This is a genomic window from Alteromonas sp. AWQ4_252, assembly GCF_056158205.1.
In genome coordinates, this window is the sequence record NZ_JBSWSV010000001.1 from 3975678 (window position 1) to 3998024 (window position 22347).

Below are 22347 nucleotides of genomic sequence, written 5' to 3' on the forward strand. Positions count from 1 at the left end.
TTCTCTTTTTGCTTTTTTTATTTGATCAAAGACTCGATTGATAGGCTCGCCAACCACCCAAATCACTAATATCCTTCGCGCCTTCGAGACCGTAAGGTTCACAAATAAAGCCACTGACCATACGGCCATCTTCAAGCTGCACTTTACCAATGCCCAGGGGCGCGGGTATATCTGCCACAAAGCTACCAAATTCAGAAGCTGGAATTGTCCATACTTCTACTTCTATCTGTACTCCATTTTCGTGATCAGCCACTAAACCAGGTTTACCTAAAGCACTACCTGTTAGCGCATAAAATCGATAATTCGCTGAAGTTTTTGTGGTTTGGCTGAGCGTAGCCCCGCGCTCGGTTAATTGCCAATTAAGAGGCATACCTGATAAGTGAGCACCACACACTAAAACATCAATTGTATCTGTTTTGCCAATAGTGTTAGGTACGGGTAGTTGGGCAGTTTGCAGAATCGGTTTAATTCTCTCAGCAATAGACAATAGCGCTCTGTCGGTAAATGCAAAACCAGCCAGCGTGACACCAAAAGGTAAGCCTGAATCCGTTTTGTCCGTTGGCACTGCAAGCGCGGCCATATCCAATAAATTCATAAAATTGGTGTAATAGCCGAGCTGGCTGTTACGCTCGATAGGCTTATCAAGCATTTCTTCAACCGTGAACAAACGCCCTGCCGTTGGCGTCAATAAGCAATCAATGCTCGCTAGTTGTTCAGCACATTTTTGCTTGAGGGCACTCAAACGGTATTGGGCTTCAAACAACTCAGTGGCTAACGGTGATTTACCTTGGACGATTATGTCTCTAACCACAGGATGCATGGCTTCTGGCTGCGTTTCCAAAATAGATTTAGTGGCTATGTAACGCTCTGATACCCAAGGCCCCTCGTATAGTAACAGCGCAGCTTCATTGAAGGGGTCATAGTCAATCTCAACCAAGATCACACCACTATCGGCAAGCCTGGCAACGCAGCTTTCGTACGCTTTTTGGTACCCGGCATCATCAAAGAATTTGAGCTGGTGCTGAGGAATGATACCAATAGTTAATTCACCTTGACGCTGACCAAAGTGACGTTGCGAATTCCCATAAACATTTTCCCGACTGTAAGGATCAGCCTGGTCATAGCTTTCCGCACACCCCAAAACAAGGTTGGCATCTGCCCCGGTCTTAGTAAAAATACTTACGGTATCTAAACTTTTACAGGCTGGCACTACTCCTTTAGCAGATAGCAATCCACAGGTAGGTTTTAGGCCAACAAGATGATTAAAAGCGGCGGGCACGCGCCCTGAACCTGCGGTATCTGTGCCTAAACTAAAACTTGCCATTCCTAAAGCCACCGCAACGGCAGAACCGGAACTAGAGCCGCCGCTGACATACTTGCTGTCATGGCTATTTAAACATGCTCCCCACGGCGAACGTGTACCATTCAATCCAGTGGCAAATTGATCTAAATTAGTTTTTCCTACTGGCACTGCACCTGCTTCAATCAGGTTTTGTACTAATGTAGCAGACTGAGTCGGCGTATACGCAAAATCCTTACATCCCGCTGTGGTTGGTATCCCCGCCAGGTCGATGTTGTCTTTTATCGCAAAAGGAATTCCCCAAAGCGGGTAGTCGGCAGGATTCATATCAGCGAGGCGAGAAAAGTAAGGCTGAAGTTCCTCTTCGCTAAGACGGTAAATCCAAATATTGTGTTCTTCATGCTGAGAAGCAGTTTCAGCTATCTTTTTAAACACTACTTCAGGGGTTATTTCGCCAGCCAAATAGGCCTTACGCAAGGTGCTAATTTCTAAATCATTGGTTTGAGGTAATGACATTATTCAGTCTCCATTACAAATAAGGCTTGGCCTTGTTGAATTCGTTGTCCATCTTTTAATAAGACATGAGTCACCTTTCCGGCCTGCGACGCAAGCAATGGAATTTCCATTTTCATGGATTCTAAGATTGCGAGCGTTTGCCCCTGCTCCAGAATTTGGCCTTGATTTACCTCTGTCTTCCACAGACTACCAGCCACCGGGCTTTCTATAACTAAACTATCTTCTGGCCAATCTTGCTCAAGCTCAACCAGGGCTTCTTCTACCGGTTCGAAGTTAAATTGACCATTGGCATGCCATTCAGCCAATTCGTTAGCAAACTCTTGGTCCCGCTTCTCAATAAAGGCATTGATTGAGTCGGCGTTGTCTTGTTTAAACTGTTGATAATCAGCCAAACTAAACTCAGTATCCTCAATTTTTAACGGATACTTGCCCTTCGGAAAGTCTTTGCGTATTTCTTCTAACTCTTCGTGAGTGACTTCGTAAAAGCGGATCTGATCAAAAAATCGCAATAGCCAGGGTTTACTGAACTCCTTCGTTTGATGATAGCGATTCCACATTTGCAAAGTACGACCCACAAACTGGTAGCCTCCAGGACCTTCCATGCCATATACGCACAAATAGGTACCACCAATGCCAACAGAGTTTTCGGCGGTCCATGTTCGAGCCGGATTATATTTAGTCGTCACTAACCTATGTCTAGGGTCAATGGGCACCGCAACGGGTGCGCCTAAATACACATCGCCTAAGCCCATCACTAAATATGAGGCATCAAACACTATCTTTTTGACCGCTTCTATGTCTTTTAGACCATTAGCTCGACGAATAAACTCTAAGTTTGACGGGCACCAGGGCGCATTTGCACGCACCGACTGGGTGTATTTTTCGATGGCTTGTCGGCATACTTCATCATCCCAAGACAACGGAATATGAACAATTCGCGATGGTACTGTGAGGTTAGTCAGTTCTTTATTTAGCTTCGTCTCACCGACTATTAAGTGCTCAATAATGGTTTCATGACTTAACTTGCGTGAATCAAAATGGACCTGTAACGAGCGAATACCCGGCGTTAGCTCCTGTAGCCCATCCAGGGTGTTTTGTTGTAGCCAGTCTAGCATGGCATTAGCTCTAAAACGCAGGGCCAAGTCTAACTGCAGCTCACCATATTCAACCAACAAAAACTGGTCACCTGCCGCTCGATAGACAATTTGGTCACCAAATTCAGTCGCGTCCAGGCTTTTGATAATGGGACTGTCGATAGGACTGCTTTGCCAGCTGTAATGGCTATGTACCAGGGTATCTATAGAATCTTGTTGAGCGATATCCAGTTGACGAGCAGTATCCTGATCTACATTGACGAAACGAATACTATCACCAGCTTTCAACTGGCCTAACTTCCACAAATCACCTCGTATCACAGTGGCGGGGCAAACGAACCCCCCTAAAGACGGACCATCCGGACCTAATATCACCGGCATATCACCAGTAAAATCTATGGCGCCGAACGCATAAGCATTGTCGTGGATATTAGATGGATGCAGGCCCGCTTCTCCACCGTCCTTTCTGGCCCACTTAGGCTTCGGCCCAATCAGCCGTATACCTGTGCGGCTGGAGTTGTAGTGCACCTGCCAATGAGTTTCAAAAAAGGTCTTAATATCATCAGGAGTGAAATAATCCGGGGCGCCGTGAGGACCGTACATCACGCGTATTTCCCACTCATTGCTAATATCAGGTATTATTTCAGTAGTTAAGGCTTTGGAAGAAGGCTGACGGGTATCAGTATCTAATAGCAACACATCGCCGGTGCGCAAAGCTCTGCCATTGTGCCCACCAAACTTACCTAAGGTAAATGTTGAGCGCGAGCCTAAATATTTGGGGCATTGAATACCACCAGCAATACTTAAATACGCTCTAGCACCAGCGCCTGTGATTTTACCGACACTTAGCACTTGCCCTGCTTTTACCTCTAGCGCTTGCCAAGGTCCAATTTCTTCGCCATCTAACGTAGCACGGGTTACCGCACCGCCAAGAGCAATATATGCGTCACAACTAAACTTTAGACTCGGGCCGTCTAAAGTAATTTCTATACCTGCAGCGTCTTCAGTGTTACCTACTAAACGATTTACTAACGCAAAAGAATAACTGTCAAACGGGCCAGATGGCGGCACACCTACATCCCAATATCCTTTACGCCCCGGTAAATCCTGGATGGTGGTCATAGTGCCTGCTTTGATCACGTCTATACGCTGTGGCGAAAACGTAAATTCATTTAGATAGCGAGTTGTCACTCTACCGTCAACTAAACACTTGTCGGCACATAAAGCCTGCAAATAAGAGACATTGGTTTGAGTGCCATAAAGATGGGTGTTCGACAATGCATCCACCAATAGTGCTAACGCTCCAGGTCTATCTTCTGCGTAGGTAATCAGTTTAGCCAGCATAGGGTCAAACTCGCTAGCTACCTCAATCCCACTTGCCAGCCAATGTTCAACCCGAACACCAGCCTTGTCCGGAAACTCTACTTTGCTCAATAATCCAGGACACGGCGTGAAATTCAGGTAAGGATCTTCTGCGTAAATACGCACCTGAATAGCATGGCCTTTTGGTGTTAACCCATTTCTGATGTCAGATAAATCAGCCAAGGTACCCGCGGCTTGCTTTATCATCCATTCGACCAGGTCAACTTGAAACACTTCTTCAGTTACACCGTGCTCAACCTGTAAGCGAGTATTGACTTCAAGAAAATAAAACGCTTCGGTTTCGGCATCAACAATAAACTCGACTGTTCCTGCGTTTCGGTAGTTTACTGCTGCAAGCAACGTTTCTGCGGTGTGGTGCAAAGCAGTGCGGGTTGCCTCAGTCAGATTAGGTGCAGGGCATTCTTCGAGAACTTTTTGGTTACGCCTTTGACTTGAACAATCTCGTTCCCCTAAAGACACAACTTTGCCTGCTCCGTCACCGAAAGCCTGTACTTCAATGTGCCTGGCCTGGCTAATGTATTTCTCGAGAAACACGCCGTCATCAGCGAAATTACTCTTGCCTAAGCGTTTTACCGATTCAAATGATTGACTCAGTTCATCATCGGTATGACATAGTTGCATGCCAATTCCACCACCGCCAGCTGTGCTTTTTAGCATGACGGGGTAACCAATGTTATTGGCCTGTTCTAAAGCATGTTCAAGACTATTAAGTAACCCAGTACCCGGTAATAATGGCACATTGGCTTTTTTCGCTAATTCACGAGCGCTGTGTTTTAACCCGAACTCGAGCATTTGCGCCGCGGTTGGCCCAACAAACACGATACCCTCTTGCTCGCAGCGTTTTACAAAGTCTGGGTTTTCACTCAGAAAACCATAACCCGGGTGTATCGCATCAACCTTTAGGCGTTTTGCTAACTCAATAATTTTATCAATGTTTAAATATGTATTGGCGGCTGAGCCCTCCCCTAAACAATGAGCCTGAGATGCTGTGGAGACATGTAAGCTGTCGGCATCAGCCATGGCATAGATGGCGATACTTTCAATCTTTAGTTTGTTTAAGGTACGGATGACCCGCGTTGCTATTGCACCCCGATTAGCAATAAGTACTTTTTTAAACATTTTATGTTCCTAACAAACACTGTTGTGAAAAACGTGTTCCTGGCTATGTAGCCTGGACAAAAATGGTCGTCACTATAAGGCTATTGAACTGACAACTTTAAGAAGAAATAGAAGAACAAATCAGTCGTTCCAAATGAACAATTCAATCGGTGTTGGATTGTAGCCATTACATGGATTATTCAGTTGTGGGCAATTTGAAATTAGCACTGTTATATCCATTAATGCAGTAAATTCGACATATTTACCTGAGCCAGAAATGCCGTCTTCAAAGGTCAAACCACCTTCTTCTGTGACTGGAACATTCATAAAAAAATTAACATTATGAGTAATGTCTCTTTTTGATAAGCCAAACTCTGGATGTTCAGCTATAGCTAGCATCCAACTGTTTCGACAAGAATGCATATGACGCTTTTCCAGGCTATAACGCACCGTATTACTTTCGTTGGAACATGCTCCACCTAGGGTATCGTGACGACCACAGGTATCAGCAACAATTTTCAACATCGGATTACTGCGATTTGACATCAGAGTGGAGCCGGTTGTTAAGTAAACCTTCTTTTGAGCGCGCAATGTGTCAGTTGCACTATAACGTTCACTCGGATCTTCTTGTGAAAAAAACAAAGTATCCGCTGCCTGATTACCTTCTAAATCAAGAATACGCATAGTTTGCCCTTGCTGAAGTTTTGTAAGTGAATAATCACCGGCGTCAACGACTAAGTTGAATATTGCTTTTTCGTTGAGCCTCGGGCTTTCAATTAATGTTTCTGCGATAGACATAGTCTTCTCCTGGATACGGCTTTAACGACTGCGATTGAACGAACAAAAAACGCCAATTCGGGGAGCGATTTAAAGCAAATACAGTGCATTATTTTTAAAACCACGTTTGTTCTCTTCGCAATGATTTAAGCACAGGTCGTTTGCTTCAACGGGCGCGCTTTTGCTTAATTCAATTTTTACCGGATTGCGTGGATACGTTTCACTTTCATTGAGTGGATGCGGGCATGTGTGCATAATCACTAATGTATCCATCTCAAAGCGCAAAGTGACATGAGCACCCGGCGAACTATGAGTGGGCTGATACTGCATAGTACCCGCGTCATCAACAGTCACTTTACTAAACCAATTGATATTGGCTGCCATGTCAGCTTCACCTAAACCATATTTAGCCAGTTCGGTTAAAAAGGCGTCATGGCCATTTTGGTTCCACAGGTTACCCTTGGTTTGGTAATCGCGCTTACCCCATTTTTGCTCGACCATTTGTGCATTGCTGTTACCACAAACAGTCTCGTGCCACCCCAATGTATCCTCAATAATCGAAGCGAATATCCGCCCCATGTCGGAATACAAACAGTTTCCTTGGGTTAACTTAAATGTGTGCTGACACTTTAACGTATCTGGTGCGTTGAAACGCTCTAACAGATTTTTGGGGTTGTAAAACAACATGCCAACATTTGCCCCGCCGTTAATATCGCTGAGTCGCATACTGGTGCCCTTACGCACTTCTAACGACCAATGGCTCGCGCCTTCCATAGTGGTGGAATAACTTACTAAAGGTTCCATAAGCACCTCTTATATAAATCTTTTTTAAAACAAATTAAGGCATTACAGCGAGCGTTTTATTCAAGTCACTCTTAATGCCCTGATATAACTCACTATCGGTTTGTCCAACCGGCAAGTCATAAGTGATGTTTGCGCCATAGGCATTGTGAAAGGAGGGATCAAGTCTGATCTTATCTAATACCCATAACCGGGTACCAAGGTAAAACCCTTCTTTCAGATCGTGGGTGACCATAAATACTGTCAACTGATGTTCCTTCCACAAAGACAAAACGAGTTCATGCATTTCCGCCCGGATACCCGGGTCCAGTGCACCAAAGGGTTCATCCAGTAGCAGTACTCTTGGGTTTGCCAACAATGTCTGCGCAATGGCTAAACGCTGGCGCATACCGCCGGACAAATCGCTTGGGTATTTATTAAATACATGCTTTAAGCCAACCTGCTCTAGCATTGACTTAGCTTCCCCGACAGCCTTTTTTTTAGCACTGCCAAATAAATAGCCCGTGATACCATTTTTTTGAAAACCTCTGGTCGCAACCACGTTTTCAAGAACGGTCATATGTGGAAACACAGAGTAATGCTGAAATACTATGCCTCTATCTGCGTTTGGCTGGTCGGGGATGGCTTCGCCATCCAGTAGCAATTTGCCTTTTGTTGGCGTAGAGGTACCTAACAACATATTCAGCAGCGTACTCTTACCGCAACCAGAGGCGCCCACCAACGTAACAAATTCACCCTTTTCTACTTTAAAATTTAAGCGTTCTAAAATAGTGTCCTGGCCAAAAGACTTCCAAATATTCTTGCCTTCAATCATGACTTACCTACCCCTTCAAACCAGGGGAATAATTTTTGATTAAGCTTTATCAATAGCCAATCAATAATGAAGGCTAATAAAGTGATCCATGCCACGTAAGGTAGAATCAAATCCATTGATAAATAGCGCCTGACCAAGAAGATGCGATACCCCAAACCATCCGTTGATGCAATTGCTTCTGCTGCAATTAAAAATAACCAAGCAGCGCCCATCGCTAATCGAATTGAATTAAACAAATGAGGTAAGAGCTGAGGTAAATAAACACGAAGAATAATTTGCATACTGTTTGCGCCCAGCGTTAGCGCTTTGACTAATTGCTGGTCAGGTATTTCCTGGGCCCTACGGCTGATGTCTCTGGCGATCATAGGCGCAATACCTATGGTAATAAGGGCCACTTTAGACACCTCCCCTAGCCCCACAACGATAAATAATATCGGCAACAGGGCGAGAGGAGGTACCAAAGAAATAACCGTGATCAGAGGTGTCAGGGCGGAGCTAAATACGGGTAAGGCTCCTGTCATTATACCCAGTACTAAACCAATAAGCGCCGCGATACTCAACCCAAAACCCAAACGTTTAAGGCTACTCGCTGTGTCACTCCACAAAACGTACTCTCCAGTGCGCTTACTGGGCTCCATAGCAACCCGGTGAATTGCGTCGCCCATAGTAGAAAAGCTTGGAAGCAACTTATCATTCGGGTTCTCAGCCAGACGTGCACTAGACCCCCCCATGTAAACCAGTAGCAATAGTACAAACGGCAACATACCCAGGAATATATGGGTCGAAGATTTTGGTTTGTATATAGTTAAACGTTTCATTCGCTCTTTCCCTTAGCCTTTTGTAACCGTCTGGCAGACAATCTTTGGTTATAGCTTGCCTTCAGCGGCCATTTGGATATAGGTCGGGTCAAAACGAAGTTTAATATTACCTTTGTTGCCAAAAACACCGGTTGGCGTTTCTATGCCAATGAAGCCCGCATCTGGCGCACCTTCTCCTAATAAACCGTGATCAAACGAGAATTCTGCAACGGATTTCATCGTGCTAAGCAGTTCGTCACTGTGTAATAAATCCAGAGCCTGAGCTGGGGCGTAGAACATTTCAGTGAACGCAAGTTGTGCATTGTAACCTTCAAGGTCTGTGCCTGAAGCAACGCCCATGTAAGTGCGAGCAGCTTCAGACATCGCACTATCAGGCTGCATATGTGCCATGATTTCATACCATGCACCAACCAGAGCTTTACCGAAATTAGGGTTGGCAGCTAAAACATCGGTGTTAACCATAAGGGTATCAATGATTTCACCTGGTATTTGTGCTGAATTAAATACCTTGTTTGCCCCGGGCATAGAGGCAATCTCGTTAAGCATGGGGTTCCACGTAACCAGTGAAGAAATTTCACCAGAAGAGTAAGCGGCAACCATATCTGCATCCGACGTGTTTACTACTTTGAGATCTGACTCTTGCAAGCCAACAGTTTCAAGAGCGCGAGCAAGTAAGTAATGAGACACACTTAATTCAACTAAGTTAACATTCTGGCCTTTTAGTGACGCCAATCCCCCATCGCCTTTCACAATAATGCCGTCGTTACCGTTTGAAAAATCGCCCACAATTAACGCAGTGGTGTCGATGCCGCCAGCTGATGGAATGGTGAGCGCGTCCATATTTGTCATTGTACAGGCATCAAACGAACCCGCTGTATACTGGTTGATTGACTCGATATAATCATTGATTTGCACGACTTCGATTTCGATGTCGTACTTATCAGCCCACTTTTTGACGATGCCTTTTTCAGCGCCATAAGCCCAAGGCATCCATCCAACATAAATAGACCAACAGATTTTGAAACTGGATTTTTCCTGAGCGCTCACATGTGTTGTAACTAACATGCTGCATAGAAGAACTAGTAGCGGGAACATTTTTATCATAATAACCTCATTAACGTTAGTTTACACATAGAGTACCCATGGCTGCGCCAATCAAGTCTCCCGGGCTTTTATCCCGCCGTGTAACCTGTTAATAAAATCATTAACTGAGGTCGTAAACTCTCGGTCCAGACGCGGTATTTAATTTACCGCCGGAACCCTAGATTACTATTTAAATGTTGTAGGACCGCGACAACTAAGGGTACGATCTACAGTGAAGGTAGCAAAAAGACTGCCAAATTAAATTATTGATTAAAAACAAACAAAATCAAAACCTTAAAATCTATTCATCCAATTTAGAATAATAACAAGGAAACCCAGGCTGACTAAATTCGCACCAAAAAGACGCAAGACGCACTCATTTCAAGCATAATAACTACCTGGAGTTTCTACTACGAAATCGCTCGGGTATAAACACGGGATAACCATAGTCACGAGCACCTCGGCCAACGCCATTCATAATGATAAAGTCATTGAGAATACGAATATCTTTAGAGCCGTTAATCAGCTTTACCGCGAGATATGCCGAGTCAAGGTGTTCAGGATAAAGCTCCAGTCTTCTTTCTTCGGGCCGGTAATTACTTCGAAGCCTGTAATCTAAGCCTGGTCGTTTCGTCATCTCAATACGCCCTCCGAGTATCATGCTCACTGGCGAAGAGCTAACTAGTTCCCGCAATTTTTTTAAAGAACTTCGATAAGCTTTAAAGTCCCGAATCACAAGCCTTCCTGGATAAAAAGTGTTTCCGGTAAATAGCAGATCTGACCAAGGGTCGTAAAGGCTCATCGCCTCAGTATCCAAGCCTGGCGTCGGAAATGCGTCTAAGACTCGCCCTCCCAAATCGAGTTTTCCCCCATGCAGCCAATTGCTACCCAGAACTTTGCGTCTGGACTCTTCATCCGGCGGAATAATCAAGGTGTTCGGTCTATTGGTAAACTGATTGATCGCTGCAACCTGCGATTGTTGAGAGCCCAAAGGTACGACAACTAATTCCGGTATGCGTGTACCTTGAGCATAGGCCCATCGCTCCAACAATCTATCAATTACGTGGCGTAGCGGAAAATACTCGGGCTCTTCAGTGGCCCCGGTATCCAATAAAGCAGCACGCTCGTTACCGATCACCAAATACATAAAGGGGGCTTCCCAATTTACCGCAGGATTTTGACGTAATATGTACGTATGTTCGTTGTAACGATGGACTTGGATACGTGGATCCTGATTCGCCTTTGCTGATTGGCTTCCATGAATCCAGCTAAACCTCAGATTACCAGGAGCCGGGTCGTCTCTTTCAAATGAAATCTGTGCCTGCACGCTATTACAAAACAGAAATAGTATATTTATTATCAAAATGGACTTGGTCAGCATAATCTATAGGTCCGTTGTATAAGCCCAGGGGACTTCATTATAAATTAGGAAATCGTCGTATCGATAGATCCCTGGTTCTTCGATTTCATAGCTTGCTTTGACCGCTTCGTCTAGCATCTCAATGTTCATTTGCATTGGCGGTTCATTTGGTTGCCAGGTTGTTCCGATAGGGTAATCCACGCCGGGTTCTCGGGTCATCTCAATATGGTTATTGACCAAATAAGCCACAGGGTTGTCGTTAGCGATGTCCCGTAATTTGCGGATACTTGTCGCCCAAGCATTCCAATCATCTATGTATAAACGGCCCCGATAGAACATATCTCCTGTATACAGTAAATCTGTCCAGCCATCATAGATGGCTATCTCAGAGCCCTGGTGACCGGGAGAACCAGTAACAGTGAGCTCCCGGCCGCCGAGATTATAAGTCACAACTTGCTCAGGGTAATTATCGATACCCCAGAATGCCATTACTTCCTCGTGAGTAAGGCCAACCATCACCGTATTGGGCCGATCAACAAACTGATTCCACGCCGCATAGTGATCGCCATGCAAATGACTATTGGCAACGATCAACTTTGTATTACTTTTGCCATGCTTAGCTTCCCAATCTGTAATTACCTGGTCCACAACTGAACGAAGTGGGAATAGTGCTGGCGAAGATGTAGAGCCCTGATCGATGAGCATTGCCACCCCGTCACCAAAAAACAGATACATAAATGCACCTTCATAATTAATAGCCTTGTTTTCCCGCAAAATATAAGTGTGCTCATTATAAGCGTGTACCTGAACGGCCGGGTCGATGTTATCCATCGCTGACTTGGAGCCATGAATCCATTCATCAGGGAACTCCCCCTCAGCTCTCCCTTCCAATGGAAAACTCAAAGTAATATTCATTGCTGAATAGGCCATATCGAACGTCAGCAAGACAGAGGCTACAAGCGCAATGCTAACTCCGGTTCGCAACTGCTCTTTTTTACCTTTTAAAGTCATACTAGTGCTATCCTCTTTACTAGCCAATAAGTTCCAACCCCAGCAATTGTAACCGTTGCCGGACGCGCAACCCGTTCTGAATATTTAGTCCAATTTCGTAACCAACCTAACGTCAGAAACGCAAGAACTAACACTGTTAGTTGCCCGACTTCAACGCCAAGGTTGAAGAAAAACAAAGCGGAGAAAAAACTTTCTGCAGGCAGGATCAAGTCAGAAAGTGCTGCCGCGAAACCTAGTCCATGAAGCAAACCGCATAACGTCACTATCGCTAGCCGCCATCGAGCGAGTGAGTGGCTGTACAAATTGTCTACCGCTATGAAAATAATTGATGCTGCTATTAATGGTTCCACCACCGAAGCTGGAATTGACACCATACCCAACGTTGCGAGCCCAAGAGTTAGTGAATGTGCAACAGTGAAACAGCTCACTTGATAAAATAGCGTGGACAAGTTTGTAGATAAGAAAAACAGACCCAACACAAAGACAATATGATCTAAGCCAGATGGAATAATGTGTTGAAAACCTACAGCCGCCCAGCTAATACTTGGTATCCAGTCCAAGAAGGCAATTATCAATCCCGCCGAAGTCGAAGTGTCTGAGTTCGACGAGTTTGGGTTTAATGCAATCGGTCTACTACTGCGTTCATTGGCAGTCAACAACCGCGAGACCGGCAAAGGATTTTCTGCGGAGTCTACACGTAATAAAGTTGGCCAAGGGACTGTCAGGTTCTCGTCAATACTCACTTCAACTACTTCGATAGCTGGAACTGATTTTGTGTCTAACGCAAACGTAAGTGTCGCCATCTGTGGTGAAAGGGGATTATTAATGGCCTCAAGTGAAAGCGCCTCCAACTGCCAGGAAAGCAAATGAGATGGATAAACCTGGCCATCGATGTAAACTTTAACGCCCCTACTAAGCTGCTCAGCAGATGGGGCCAGTAATTGTGCTTGCTCAGGAGGTTGCGCTGAAACTGCTTGCCAATAGTCTGCTGGCCGCATTAGTGACTGTCCTAAATCGATTTTAACGATTAGTTTTGCTGCTTCCGGCTCACGAATGTCCACTTGAACTTCGGTCATGTTAAGTAAGTGAGCATGCAAGTCGCCTGAGCAGATCAGTAACCAAAAGCAAACACTAAACACGCACCATTTAACTGGTGGCCCTTTTTTAAACATAATAAATGTTTTCCATATTTTGTACCTTGCTTGCAACTGGTTTGGTGAGAGATCATTTGAAACTGCTATGAATATCTGAAATATCGTTTTATGTAAGCAAACGCACGTGCAGTGCCTTAGCAACATCAATCAAGCTTCTTGGGACTTTATCCCGCCATGTAAACTATTAACAATAGTGACAAAGTGAGGACGAAAACTCTTAGTCCAGACGTAGAGTTTAGTTAACTGCGGAAGCCTAGGTTACTATTTGAATTTTTCAGTACCTCGACGTCAAAGGCCGCGGGTTATTTTTGCAAAGCAAATGCATTGCCAAGTTTTTGGTTTGATTAAAAGTTAATTGGAATCAAACGAATAGCCAATATTTAGGCCTTATCTTAGTCGACGTTCAAGATCTGACTGACTAAAAATGCACCAACAAAAAGCAGATGCACTGTTTCTCTGCATAAATAGTCGACTTTTTACTTTGTATTCTTTTTTGGAAAATGTTGTTACATCGGAATACAAGACAGTGATAAAAATTTTTTGATCGCCCAGCGTCTTCTTTTCCAAACTACCTTGCATCGTATTCTGCATCACCGCGACCAGTTTAAATCGACAAATTATGAGGGCATATCACCTCACAACCATAAAATATTGAAATAAAAGGCATACTTTAAAAATCCGAACATTCTTTTTTACAATCGTGCATAGAAAACCAAATCTCGACTAATTCAAAATGGCTTAATTTTTGCACAATCAAGTAGATGTACAGAATTAGACTCAACTAAGAACACTCAGTCGGAGTAGAACAATGACAAACAATGCACAAGACATTGACGCCAATCCCGAGGTCGGTGAGGCTATCCCCAGTATAGCCCCTACTCAGAAAAGCTTGGCGTGGGCATTAGTCCAACCCGTTCTTGTGATCGGCTCTATGTTACTCGTTGCTTATATGGTCAGCATAAACTGGCTTCACCAAGAGCTATTTTCCGCAATCATGATTGTACTACCGATACCACTTTGCATATTCGCAGAGCGGATTTGGACCAAACGTCAAGATTGGTTGTTGGAGCCAAAAGAGATGGTAGAAGACGCGTTTTGGCTGGCATTTGCTGGTTTTCTCTGGGTTCCGCTGTACAGCGATTTTTACGAAACACCTCTCTCGGAAGGATTCAGAGCAGTACGCGACTTAACTCCGTTACAAATAAGCTTAGAACCTTCGTCTATGTTAGGTTTATTCGGCGCCGCGCTTATGGTCTTGCTGATATCCAGTTTCGTCTACTATTGGCTGCATCGCGTGCAACACGAATCGCTCTTTTTCTGGCGTATGCACGCGACCCATCACCACATCACCAAAATGGGTTGTATGCGCGGAGACCGCACACATCCCCTCGAATGGCTGACCTTGCTGTTGGGCACTCCCGTGGCATTAGTGTTATTAGGCGCCAGTGATGGCGTCATGACCGTGGTTGGTGCTTTCAGCATATGGAACGGAATTCTAAATCACTCCAACCTTCCTATCAGAACCTTGCCAATCTACGACTGGATATTTGCTACGGCGCCGCAACACCATGCTCATCACGCGGTAGTGCGCAGACAAGCAGACTCAAACTACGGCTGCATGATTATCTTGTGGGACCGCCTCTTCGGTACCTATTGTGGCGACTCGGAGGTTGGGCAAATCGGCGCTGGTAAAGCGAAGCCTCTCTCGATTAAAAAACAGTTACTTCTGTCTTTCTATTCGAACGATAAACTTAAAGATTTATAATTTTTATACAGTAGTGGCAGACACCGCTGATATTTTGTGGAGCGAGTGGATGCAAAGATACTCTTAATCCCAAAACTCGGAGAACCTTCTATGTATAAGTCGCTCAAAATACGCGTCTTAAGTTATATGTTAATCACGTTCGCTTTATCTGCGTGTTCACGTGAGATGGATGCTGATGAAGAACTGGCTAAAAATCTGGCAACAGCAGAGGGGATGATTGACGCGTTCTATTCCTTCGACCCCACCAAGTTGCAGCCTTATCTTAGTGAAGCGGGCAAAGCTGAAGCAGGAATTCTGGGCTATCAAGCCTGGGCTGAGGGAGGCAATTATATAGTAATAGAACGTGCGCCCTGCACTCCTGAAGAAGAAAATGTCATCGCCTGCGCGATAACCGTGCAAGACGACCCGGTTGTTGCGCTGGAAACAGGCTTCAATGTTACCGATACGTTTCATGTGACGTTTGAGAAAGGTGTTATTACGGGAGTCAAGACCAGCTCCAATGATCAGCCTATCTATTACGAAGCTCGAAAATGGGTTGAGTCCAATCTTCCTGAAGTTATGGAAGGCCCCTGTAAACGCATAGATGGTGTTCGCCCAACTCCTGGCGACTGCGCCAGAGCGATGACTGACGGCTATAAGCAATTTATGAAAGCAAAAAAGGCCGAATCCAGCGCAGCATTTATACCCGCCGAGTTTGATCCACCAGTTCTCGTAGAAACAACTGATTTTGACTTGGTACCTCTTGGTCCTGATTTGGTAGATCTGGATTTTGCTGCCTATATGTCTTCAATTGAACATCTGCAGAAAACCTTCACTCACAGCGAGAATTGGCCACATGAGAACATTTCGGCTGAGGATGCGATGCAAGATATGTTGAATGAGCAGAGCCGGTTCAATCAACGTAAGTCATTCGCTTATGGAGTGCTTAGCAAAGATGGAAAGCGAGAAATGGGTTGTGTGTATATTAAGCCAAGTAAGAAACCCGGTTACGATGCCCAGGTTACATTGTGGGTCACTAAGGCTGATTTTGATGCGGGTTTTGACGCAGCGCTATTCGAATGGACTCAGCAATGGGTAAAAGAAAACTGGCCCTTTGCTGAAGTTGTCTATCCAGGCCGAACCATAGAATGGTCAGAGTGGGAACAACTGCAGAGCGTTGATCCAGTTGGATAATTAAAGGAATATACGACGTGGCACCCAATAACACACACGAAATGAGTGGCAATGAACACGAATGCAGTTTGTGTGAAAATACGTTTGACAACGCAGGTATGCGCTTTTGTCCAACATACAATCAATCTATTTCTGCACGTTGTAGCCCAGATGTTCGTCGCGAAGAACAATGCCGTGAAGACACCACACTATCAGCTCGCGCGCTTTCGATTTTTGAACGTTATTTTAGTGCTAATACGCTACACTTCCTTTCAACGCCTATTGCCCAGAGCTTGTTACTCACCTTATTGTTAACTGGCATGTCAGCCACTATTTTGCTGTTAATTTACTGGCAAATTCCTATGGCAACGCCAGAGTTGAAAACTGTATTTGCCGCGACCTTGTTCAAGATATTTTTCTTTTTGTTGATCATTATAGGCGTAGTAAGCTGGCTATTTACACTGGCAAGGTTTAGTAACCGCTTAACGTTAAACGAATTACGAGCGCAAACAAAAGCGCTGGCTACTGAAGTAGCTGCGCATGAAAGAACTGCCCGTGCTTATCAGTTAGCGAAAGAAGAAGCAGAATCTGCCAACAAGGCAAAAAGCCGCTATTTAGCAGGCTTAAGCCATGAATTAAGAACCCCCTTGAATGTGCTGTTAGGCTACGCACAATTGCTGTCTGGCGACGGGCGAATGCCCAAACACGCCAAAGAACCATTACACACGATGAAACGCAATGGAGAATATTTAAGCGACCTCATTGAAGGTGTATTAGAGGTCTCCAAAATCGAGGCCGGGCGCTTGTCAGTTCATCGCGAAGACATTCAGTTACGCCCTCTGCTAGAACAATTAGTTGCGATGTTTCAACAACAGGCTATTTCTAAAGGGTTAACTTTTAACTATCACTTTCCTACGCACTTACCTCATTTTGTCTCGGGCGACAAACAACGTTTACGCCAAATTTTAATCAACTTAATCTCAAATGCCGTTAAATTTACTCAGCGCGGTAGCGTTTCTTTCGCAGTAAGATACCGTAACGAGGTATGTCACTTTGTTATCAAGGATACGGGCCCTGGGATCGATGAAAAGGATCAGGAAATCGTCTTTCACCCGTTTGAAAGGGTATCTCATAGCAACACAGCAGTATCTGGAACCGGGCTTGGTCTGACTATTTCCCGAGCACTGGCAGAGCTTATGGGAGGTGACATTAGCTTAGCCAGTACCCTCGGCCAAGGCAGTTGCTTTAGTGTGAGCCTGATGCTGCCACGGCTGACTAATACCAATAGGATTCCCGTTGATGAAGACAACAATGTAACCGGTTATGAAGGCCCGCGAAAAACCGTAATTACCATCGACGATGAAGCCAGCCAGCGTCAACTAATGCACGATATCCTTGCCCCCCTAGGGTTTAATGTAATCACTGCAAATGACGCTCGTGAAGGTATAGCGATGTTGGGACAGCATCCGATAGATCTTATTTTGCTCGATTTAAAGATGCCCGAAATAAGTGGCTGGCAAGCAGCTGAAATGATACGAAAATTAGGTAGCAAGGTGCCCATTATTATCGTGTCAGCTAACGTGCGCGAACTCGATATGGAGGACAACGCACAACACTACCACAACGACTACCTTACCAAGCCATTCGTTATTAACAACCTGATAGACAAATTAGGACACTGGCTAAATATTGAGTGGATAAAACATGATGACGAAAGTCACGTTCAGTCGGCCATCGAAAATGCCCAAAACAAACCTTTGGTAGGGAAAAACCAGTTTCAAGCCCTTAAGTCGCTCGCTGAAATAGGTTACTTATCAGGCTTTAGTGCAAAATTAGAAGACATTTCAGAGCACTACTACATGCCTATGGAGACTCAAAAAACACTAAAACAACTGGCCTCGCAAATACAATTTGCCAAAGTGGTCGAGAAACTTGATGAACTTATCAACTAATTAACCGCTAGGGCGCGTATGGCGATCCCCGCAGCGGTTGTGCGATTTTCTACCCCTAATTTTGCAAAAACCTGTTCTAAATGTTTGTTTACGGTACGTGGTCCGATATCCAGAATATGCGCAATCTCTTTATTGGTTTTACCGTTCGATAACCAATACAGCACTTCAGACTCACGGCCTGTAAGATTAAGCGAAGTTTTCAGTTTCTCCTCGCCAGACATAGCTTTAACTGCGTGATTAACCCTAAACGTGCTATCGCCATTTTCACGTTGCGACACGAGCGCAAGTTCACACTCGCCACCTTCATAGGCCACATTCTGCGTCACAGTCTTTAATGCATTGTGAGACAGGATATCCTTAACCGCAGGCATTAAACTTTCATGAAACCAGTCATCTGCCAGAGGAATATTGGATAAAAAATCGTGGGTTTGCGGAGTAGCCCATAGTAACTCTCCTAATTGATTGACTGCGAAGAGCTTTTGCCCCATAGAATCCAAAGCTTGTTGCGCGCTGGAGGTTATTTGCGCATTGTTCGCGTGAATTTTAATGCGCGCTACCAGTTCATCCGGATTTACTGGTTTAACAATATAATCTACGCCTCCGGCGTTCAGGCCTTTAAGAGTACTCTTTGAATCGGTTAATCCTGTCATGAAGATAACGGGAATATGCTGTAGCTCGCGATTTTGTTTAAGCCGCACGCAAGTTTCGAAGCCATCGATTTTGGGCATCATAGCATCAAGTAGAATAATATCGGGCTTGATTTGCTCGGCGATAGTGATTGCTTGACCGCCCTCTAGCGCAACCAACGTACTAATACCTTCCTTTTCAAGAATATCGTTAATTAAGCTAAGGGAATCAGGTGAATCATCAACGACTAACACCGTGTACATAAGCGCCATCCAACTAACTTAAACGAGTAAATCATACTAAATATTAATAGTCAGTATAAACACAAATTGCAGCTATACGCATGGGGTATTTTGCGTAGCAAAGCATTCCTATTGAGGAATGGATTGTAAAAGGTTTTGGACGAGCTTATTAACGCCGTGACGATTGTTGCATTTGTTTAGCAACAGAAATGCCTGAACTGTTTTCTGAAATTGCCAAACCGCTTACCACGCCTGAATAGTCTGCTGCTGGTTTATTTTGACTCAACTTGAAATTACCGACTATATCATCAATGACGACCTCTAAACCGACAACAGCACTCGCCAGCTTTTTAGTGTACTCTTCTGGGGCATCTGACACTGACCAAGGCATATTTTGACTTAACTCGTGAAAATCTGAGATTTTGTTGAGAAGCTGTAAAATCCAGTTACTTTCATGTTTGAAAAACACTCGGCCTCTAACATGCACAACCGAGTAATTCCACGTTGGAACAGCTTTTCCAGTTTCTTTTTTTGATGGATAAAAATTCGGGCTGACATACGCATTTGGCCCATGAAATATGAGCAAAACTTCCTGACCATCAGCGACTCTTTTCCATAAAAGATTTGCTTTAGCAATGTGACTTTGAAGAGTAGCAGATTCATTTTCATGTGTTTGCAGATAAAACGGAATATGATCTGCATCCAAAAAATCTTCGCCTGAAGAGATCAGCGTTCCTAGCGGATAGTTTTGAATAAAGTTATGCAGTTTATCCAAGTCTAATTCTTTAAATTTTGGTGGTATGTACATATCTACCCTTTGCGCTCAACGCCTTGCTTAGCTGACGTTACGACATGTTAAATGGCTGGTCAAACTAACCATTGGTACACGCCTATGCCACCCAAAGCGGGAATAACGACCATTAGAGCCAGCATGCCAAGGCAACCACTGCTTTGGCTTCTGGTCGTGGCATGCTCTTGTCTTGGGTTGTCCTTAAGCCACTGGTGACGCCTTCGATTACTACACTCTTAGCTTTGAGCCTCTGTTGAGAATCGCGCAGTACGTCATAAAGAACGCTATCGCCTACTTGAGGTCTACGGGCGTCAGTCTTGACACTAGATACATGGAAAAACAACTTTTCAGAGCCGTCTTCGGGCTGTATGAACCCAAAACCCTTTTCATCTTTCCAGTGGACAATTTTCCCTTTCATAAATTTGCAGCAACTCCTTGCTAGGTTCTCAATTATGTAACACCAGCCCACTTGCGGGCGCCATGATTCTTTGCGTTAGGAGACTTTACCAGAAAGCCCCAACCTAAAGAACCTTGGCTATGTGCAACGAATATCCTCGCAGACTCTCTGACCTCAAAGAAACTAGTAACCCTCTATACCCTGTTATGGTATAACCAACGCAATGCCGAAGCCGCTTCAGACCACCTTAAACAATTTGTTAGCCGCTCATTCTTAAATATTACTGCATACTCAGCAGGAACTTACGCAAATTTCTCTCTGCACTCATAACAAACAGAATAAACACTTTGTCACCGTCTTTTTTATAGAAAACTCGACATGGATTAATGACAACTTCACGATAACTTAAATGCTCTAGCTCGGGTGGAATACGACCTGACTCCGGGAAAATTTGTAGGCGTTCGACTTTGGCGAAGATTGTTTGCACTAACTGCTTTGCAGCGACGATATTTTCAAGTGCGATGTATTCTGCGATATCGTTGAGGTCAGATAAAGCCGGCTCGGTCCAGATTATTTCAGCCATTTTGACATTTTGTCTTTGGCTTCATCATGACTTACCACTTTACCGCCAGCTAGTGCACGTTCACCTCGTGCAATCCCCTCAAGAATAGCTAAACGATTTTGCATAAACTCGTAGTCATCAACATCAATGAGATACGCGGATGGCTTGCCATGCTCAGTAATTAACACTGGCTCTTTGGTGTCGTGGAGATCGGCAAGGATCTTAGTTGCTTGACGTTTGAGTGATGTAACTAGTTCTACTTTCATGAGAGCTGCTCCAAAGGAATACTAAAGTGACACTATTCTATCACTTTGAGTATAGCAAGCTTCATGACAGCTAACGCCACATTTACCTAGCCGAATTCGGTTGACTGTTTTGTTAAACGCTTCGTGGCACATCATGCGCATATTCAATACGCACGAGGCGTGTTACATGCAAAACCAGCCAACGGCATTTTGGCTTGCTATAAGAAAATAACGTTCACTCTACCTGCGTGTGAACAATCTCCAGTGTTTGATCAACTAGAGCTAGCAATTGCTCGGAATCATTTAGATCGTAGCGGAGATTGGAGTGAATTATACTTATAGCAACATAAATTTCGCGCGTATCTTTCTCCAACAACTCTGCATCAAATGTGAGCTTATTGCCGCTTAGCGGTTTTACATACTTAGCCATGATGGGAAACGCATTACCGCGCAGCATGTTCCTGATCTCACTAATTCTCGATATGGTTGCGTGTTTCTGCCATACATTCCCCAGACTCTCCCTTAATTCAGTAGATTCTAAAAGACGCATATATCCAGTGTCTTTTAACTCTTCGAATGTTGCTAAATACACCTCAAAACTTCCCATAATGCTGGAACTCTGCATTGCATCAAAAAGCTTCTGATAGTCCCCTTCCCCACGCTTCTCACTGCTGAGTATGGCTAGGCCGAGCTCCAATTTTTCTAAGGACAATTCTATTCTTGCAATACTCTCGCTGAGTGCATCACTGCTTCTCTCAAAGTCTTTTTCAAGCCTGACTAAATATTGTTGTTCTATCGCTCGGTTCTGCCGGTTGTTTTGCCATTGATTAGCCTGCAAACTTAGATAGACACCAACAACTAAGATAATAAATTCTAAGAAAAGAACGCCATATTTCCTTTCTCTCAGGTAATTTCTTAATTTGCTAAAAATCATAGTGTCCCCAGACATACTTTGAGTGCGTGATACTTTGTCTCGCTAACGACAAATTTTCTCTTGCCGAATACAGAATTCTTGACGTGCTTCTTGGAGTTTTGGTCTTTTCTATATTTTGCTTAAGACTAAATCATTTTGAGGCTAGCACGAACAAACATAGCATCATTTTTACTGTTTTGGATACGCATAAAGAATTCCATGACGTGGCGTATTGTGAGGAACAGCGCGGGGCGAATCCAATGCCAATAATACTCATTGACTGGTCTGATGTGCGAGAACAAATGCGCCGTCAAACTCTGCGTGCATCTGTAAGATTTGAGGGCCGCTCTGTCATTCTCTACGAGCGGGTACTTCCATTATCTCAATACAATTCCCCGGTCAGTCATAATCCCTTCTTAACATAAGGTTTGGTCAGTTGGGTCGTAAAAGCCCTCAGTACGGACTGAGACTGCGTTACAGCAGCGTGCTTTCC

At 44.3% G+C, this 22347-nt stretch carries 19 protein-coding genes, 1 pseudogene and 1 riboswitch; of the genes and pseudogenes, 4 read left to right on the top strand and 16 right to left on the bottom strand.

The window, feature by feature from the left end; all coding sequences use genetic code 11:
* Positions 1–25 precede the first annotated feature (25 nt).
* From atzF to ACXACM_RS17480, 10 genes are all read right to left on the bottom strand, one after another.
* Positions 26–1816 (bottom strand): allophanate hydrolase, encoded by a 1791-nt coding sequence (gene atzF / locus ACXACM_RS17435; RefSeq protein WP_474823333.1) that lies wholly within the window; start codon positions 1814–1816, stop codon positions 26–28.
* Complete coding sequence (uca, locus tag ACXACM_RS17440) at positions 1816–5412, bottom strand: urea carboxylase (RefSeq protein ID WP_474823335.1); 3597 nt, start codon at positions 5410–5412, stop codon at positions 1816–1818. The genes atzF and uca overlap by 1 nt, the downstream gene beginning before the upstream one ends.
* Before the next feature lie 120 nt (positions 5413–5532).
* Entirely contained in the window at positions 5533–6189 is a 657-nt protein-coding gene (locus ACXACM_RS17445) for an urea amidolyase associated protein UAAP2 (protein ID WP_474823336.1), read from the bottom strand.
* A 69-nt stretch (positions 6190–6258) separates the two neighbouring features.
* Positions 6259–6972, bottom strand: coding sequence for an urea amidolyase associated protein UAAP1 (locus tag ACXACM_RS17450; RefSeq protein WP_474823337.1), 714 nt, complete (start codon positions 6970–6972; stop codon positions 6259–6261).
* 34 nt (positions 6973–7006) lie between these two features.
* Positions 7007–7783, bottom strand: a complete 777-nt coding sequence (locus tag ACXACM_RS17455) for an ABC transporter ATP-binding protein (protein WP_474823339.1) — start codon at positions 7781–7783, stop codon at positions 7007–7009.
* Complete coding sequence (locus tag ACXACM_RS17460) at positions 7780–8601, bottom strand: ABC transporter permease (protein ID WP_474823340.1); 822 nt, start codon at positions 8599–8601, stop codon at positions 7780–7782. The genes ACXACM_RS17455 and ACXACM_RS17460 overlap by 4 nt, the downstream gene beginning before the upstream one ends.
* Positions 8602–8649: 48 nt before the next feature.
* Positions 8650–9705, bottom strand: a complete 1056-nt coding sequence (locus ACXACM_RS17465; protein ID WP_474823341.1) for a putative urea ABC transporter substrate-binding protein — start codon at positions 9703–9705, stop codon at positions 8650–8652.
* A 55-nt stretch (positions 9706–9760) separates the two neighbouring features.
* Positions 9761–9877, bottom strand: a riboswitch (guanidine-I (ykkC/yxkD leader).
* A gap of 201 nt (positions 9878–10078) precedes the next feature.
* On the bottom strand, positions 10079–11011 hold the full coding sequence (locus tag ACXACM_RS17470; RefSeq protein WP_474823343.1) for an MBL fold metallo-hydrolase: 933 nt from the start codon (positions 11009–11011) through the stop codon (positions 10079–10081).
* A gap of 57 nt (positions 11012–11068) precedes the next feature.
* Positions 11069–12055 carry an MBL fold metallo-hydrolase gene (locus tag ACXACM_RS17475; protein WP_474823344.1) on the bottom strand — a complete coding sequence of 329 codons (987 nt, stop codon included), beginning with the start codon at positions 12053–12055 and terminating at the stop codon, positions 11069–11071.
* Entirely contained in the window at positions 12052–13131 is a 1080-nt protein-coding gene (locus ACXACM_RS17480) for a HupE/UreJ family protein (protein WP_474823345.1), read from the bottom strand. The genes ACXACM_RS17475 and ACXACM_RS17480 overlap by 4 nt, the downstream gene beginning before the upstream one ends.
* An 886-nt stretch (positions 13132–14017) precedes the next feature.
* On the opposite strand from ACXACM_RS17480, the gene ACXACM_RS17485 reads away from it, so the two are divergent.
* From ACXACM_RS17485 to ACXACM_RS17495, 3 genes are all read left to right on the top strand, one after another.
* Complete coding sequence (locus tag ACXACM_RS17485) at positions 14018–14974, top strand: sterol desaturase family protein (RefSeq protein ID WP_474823346.1); 957 nt, start codon at positions 14018–14020, stop codon at positions 14972–14974.
* Positions 14975–15064: 90 nt separating this feature from the next.
* Complete coding sequence (locus ACXACM_RS17490; RefSeq protein WP_474823347.1) at positions 15065–16147, top strand: hypothetical protein; 1083 nt, start codon at positions 15065–15067, stop codon at positions 16145–16147.
* A gap of 17 nt (positions 16148–16164) precedes the next feature.
* Positions 16165–18078, top strand: a complete 1914-nt coding sequence (locus ACXACM_RS17495) for an ATP-binding protein (RefSeq protein WP_474823348.1) — start codon at positions 16165–16167, stop codon at positions 18076–18078.
* Here ACXACM_RS17495 and ACXACM_RS17500 read toward each other — a convergent pair.
* The 6 genes from ACXACM_RS17500 to ACXACM_RS17525 all read right to left on the bottom strand — a co-directional run bounded on the left by ACXACM_RS17500 (position 18075) and on the right by ACXACM_RS17525 (position 21875).
* Positions 18075–18968, bottom strand: a complete 894-nt coding sequence (locus tag ACXACM_RS17500; protein ID WP_474823350.1) for a response regulator — start codon at positions 18966–18968, stop codon at positions 18075–18077. The genes ACXACM_RS17495 and ACXACM_RS17500 overlap by 4 nt on opposite strands.
* Before the next feature lie 148 nt (positions 18969–19116).
* Positions 19117–19755 carry an FMN-binding negative transcriptional regulator gene (locus tag ACXACM_RS17505; protein WP_474823351.1) on the bottom strand — a complete coding sequence of 213 codons (639 nt, stop codon included), beginning with the start codon at positions 19753–19755 and terminating at the stop codon, positions 19117–19119.
* Between the two features lie 112 nt (positions 19756–19867).
* Entirely contained in the window at positions 19868–20155 is a 288-nt protein-coding gene (locus tag ACXACM_RS17510) for a cold shock domain-containing protein (protein WP_474823352.1), read from the bottom strand.
* A gap of 259 nt (positions 20156–20414) precedes the next feature.
* The gene (locus tag ACXACM_RS17515) at positions 20415–20717 is read right to left on the bottom strand and encodes a type II toxin-antitoxin system RelE/ParE family toxin (RefSeq protein WP_474823354.1); all 303 of its coding nucleotides are present in this window, start codon (positions 20715–20717) and stop codon (positions 20415–20417) included.
* Positions 20705–20962 (bottom strand): type II toxin-antitoxin system Phd/YefM family antitoxin, encoded by a 258-nt coding sequence (locus ACXACM_RS17520; RefSeq protein ID WP_474823355.1) that lies wholly within the window; start codon positions 20960–20962, stop codon positions 20705–20707. Before ACXACM_RS17520 ends, ACXACM_RS17515 begins: the two co-directional genes overlap by 13 nt.
* Before the next feature lie 214 nt (positions 20963–21176).
* A complete protein-coding gene (locus tag ACXACM_RS17525; protein WP_474823356.1) occupies positions 21177–21875 on the bottom strand; it encodes a hypothetical protein in 699 nt (232 codons plus the stop codon).
* A gap of 176 nt (positions 21876–22051) precedes the next feature.
* Here ACXACM_RS17525 and ACXACM_RS17530 point away from each other — a divergent pair.
* A pseudogene (locus tag ACXACM_RS17530) lies at positions 22052–22273 on the top strand (IS4-like element ISPpr2 family transposase); the annotation flags it as partial.
* Positions 22274–22347 lie beyond the last annotated feature (74 nt).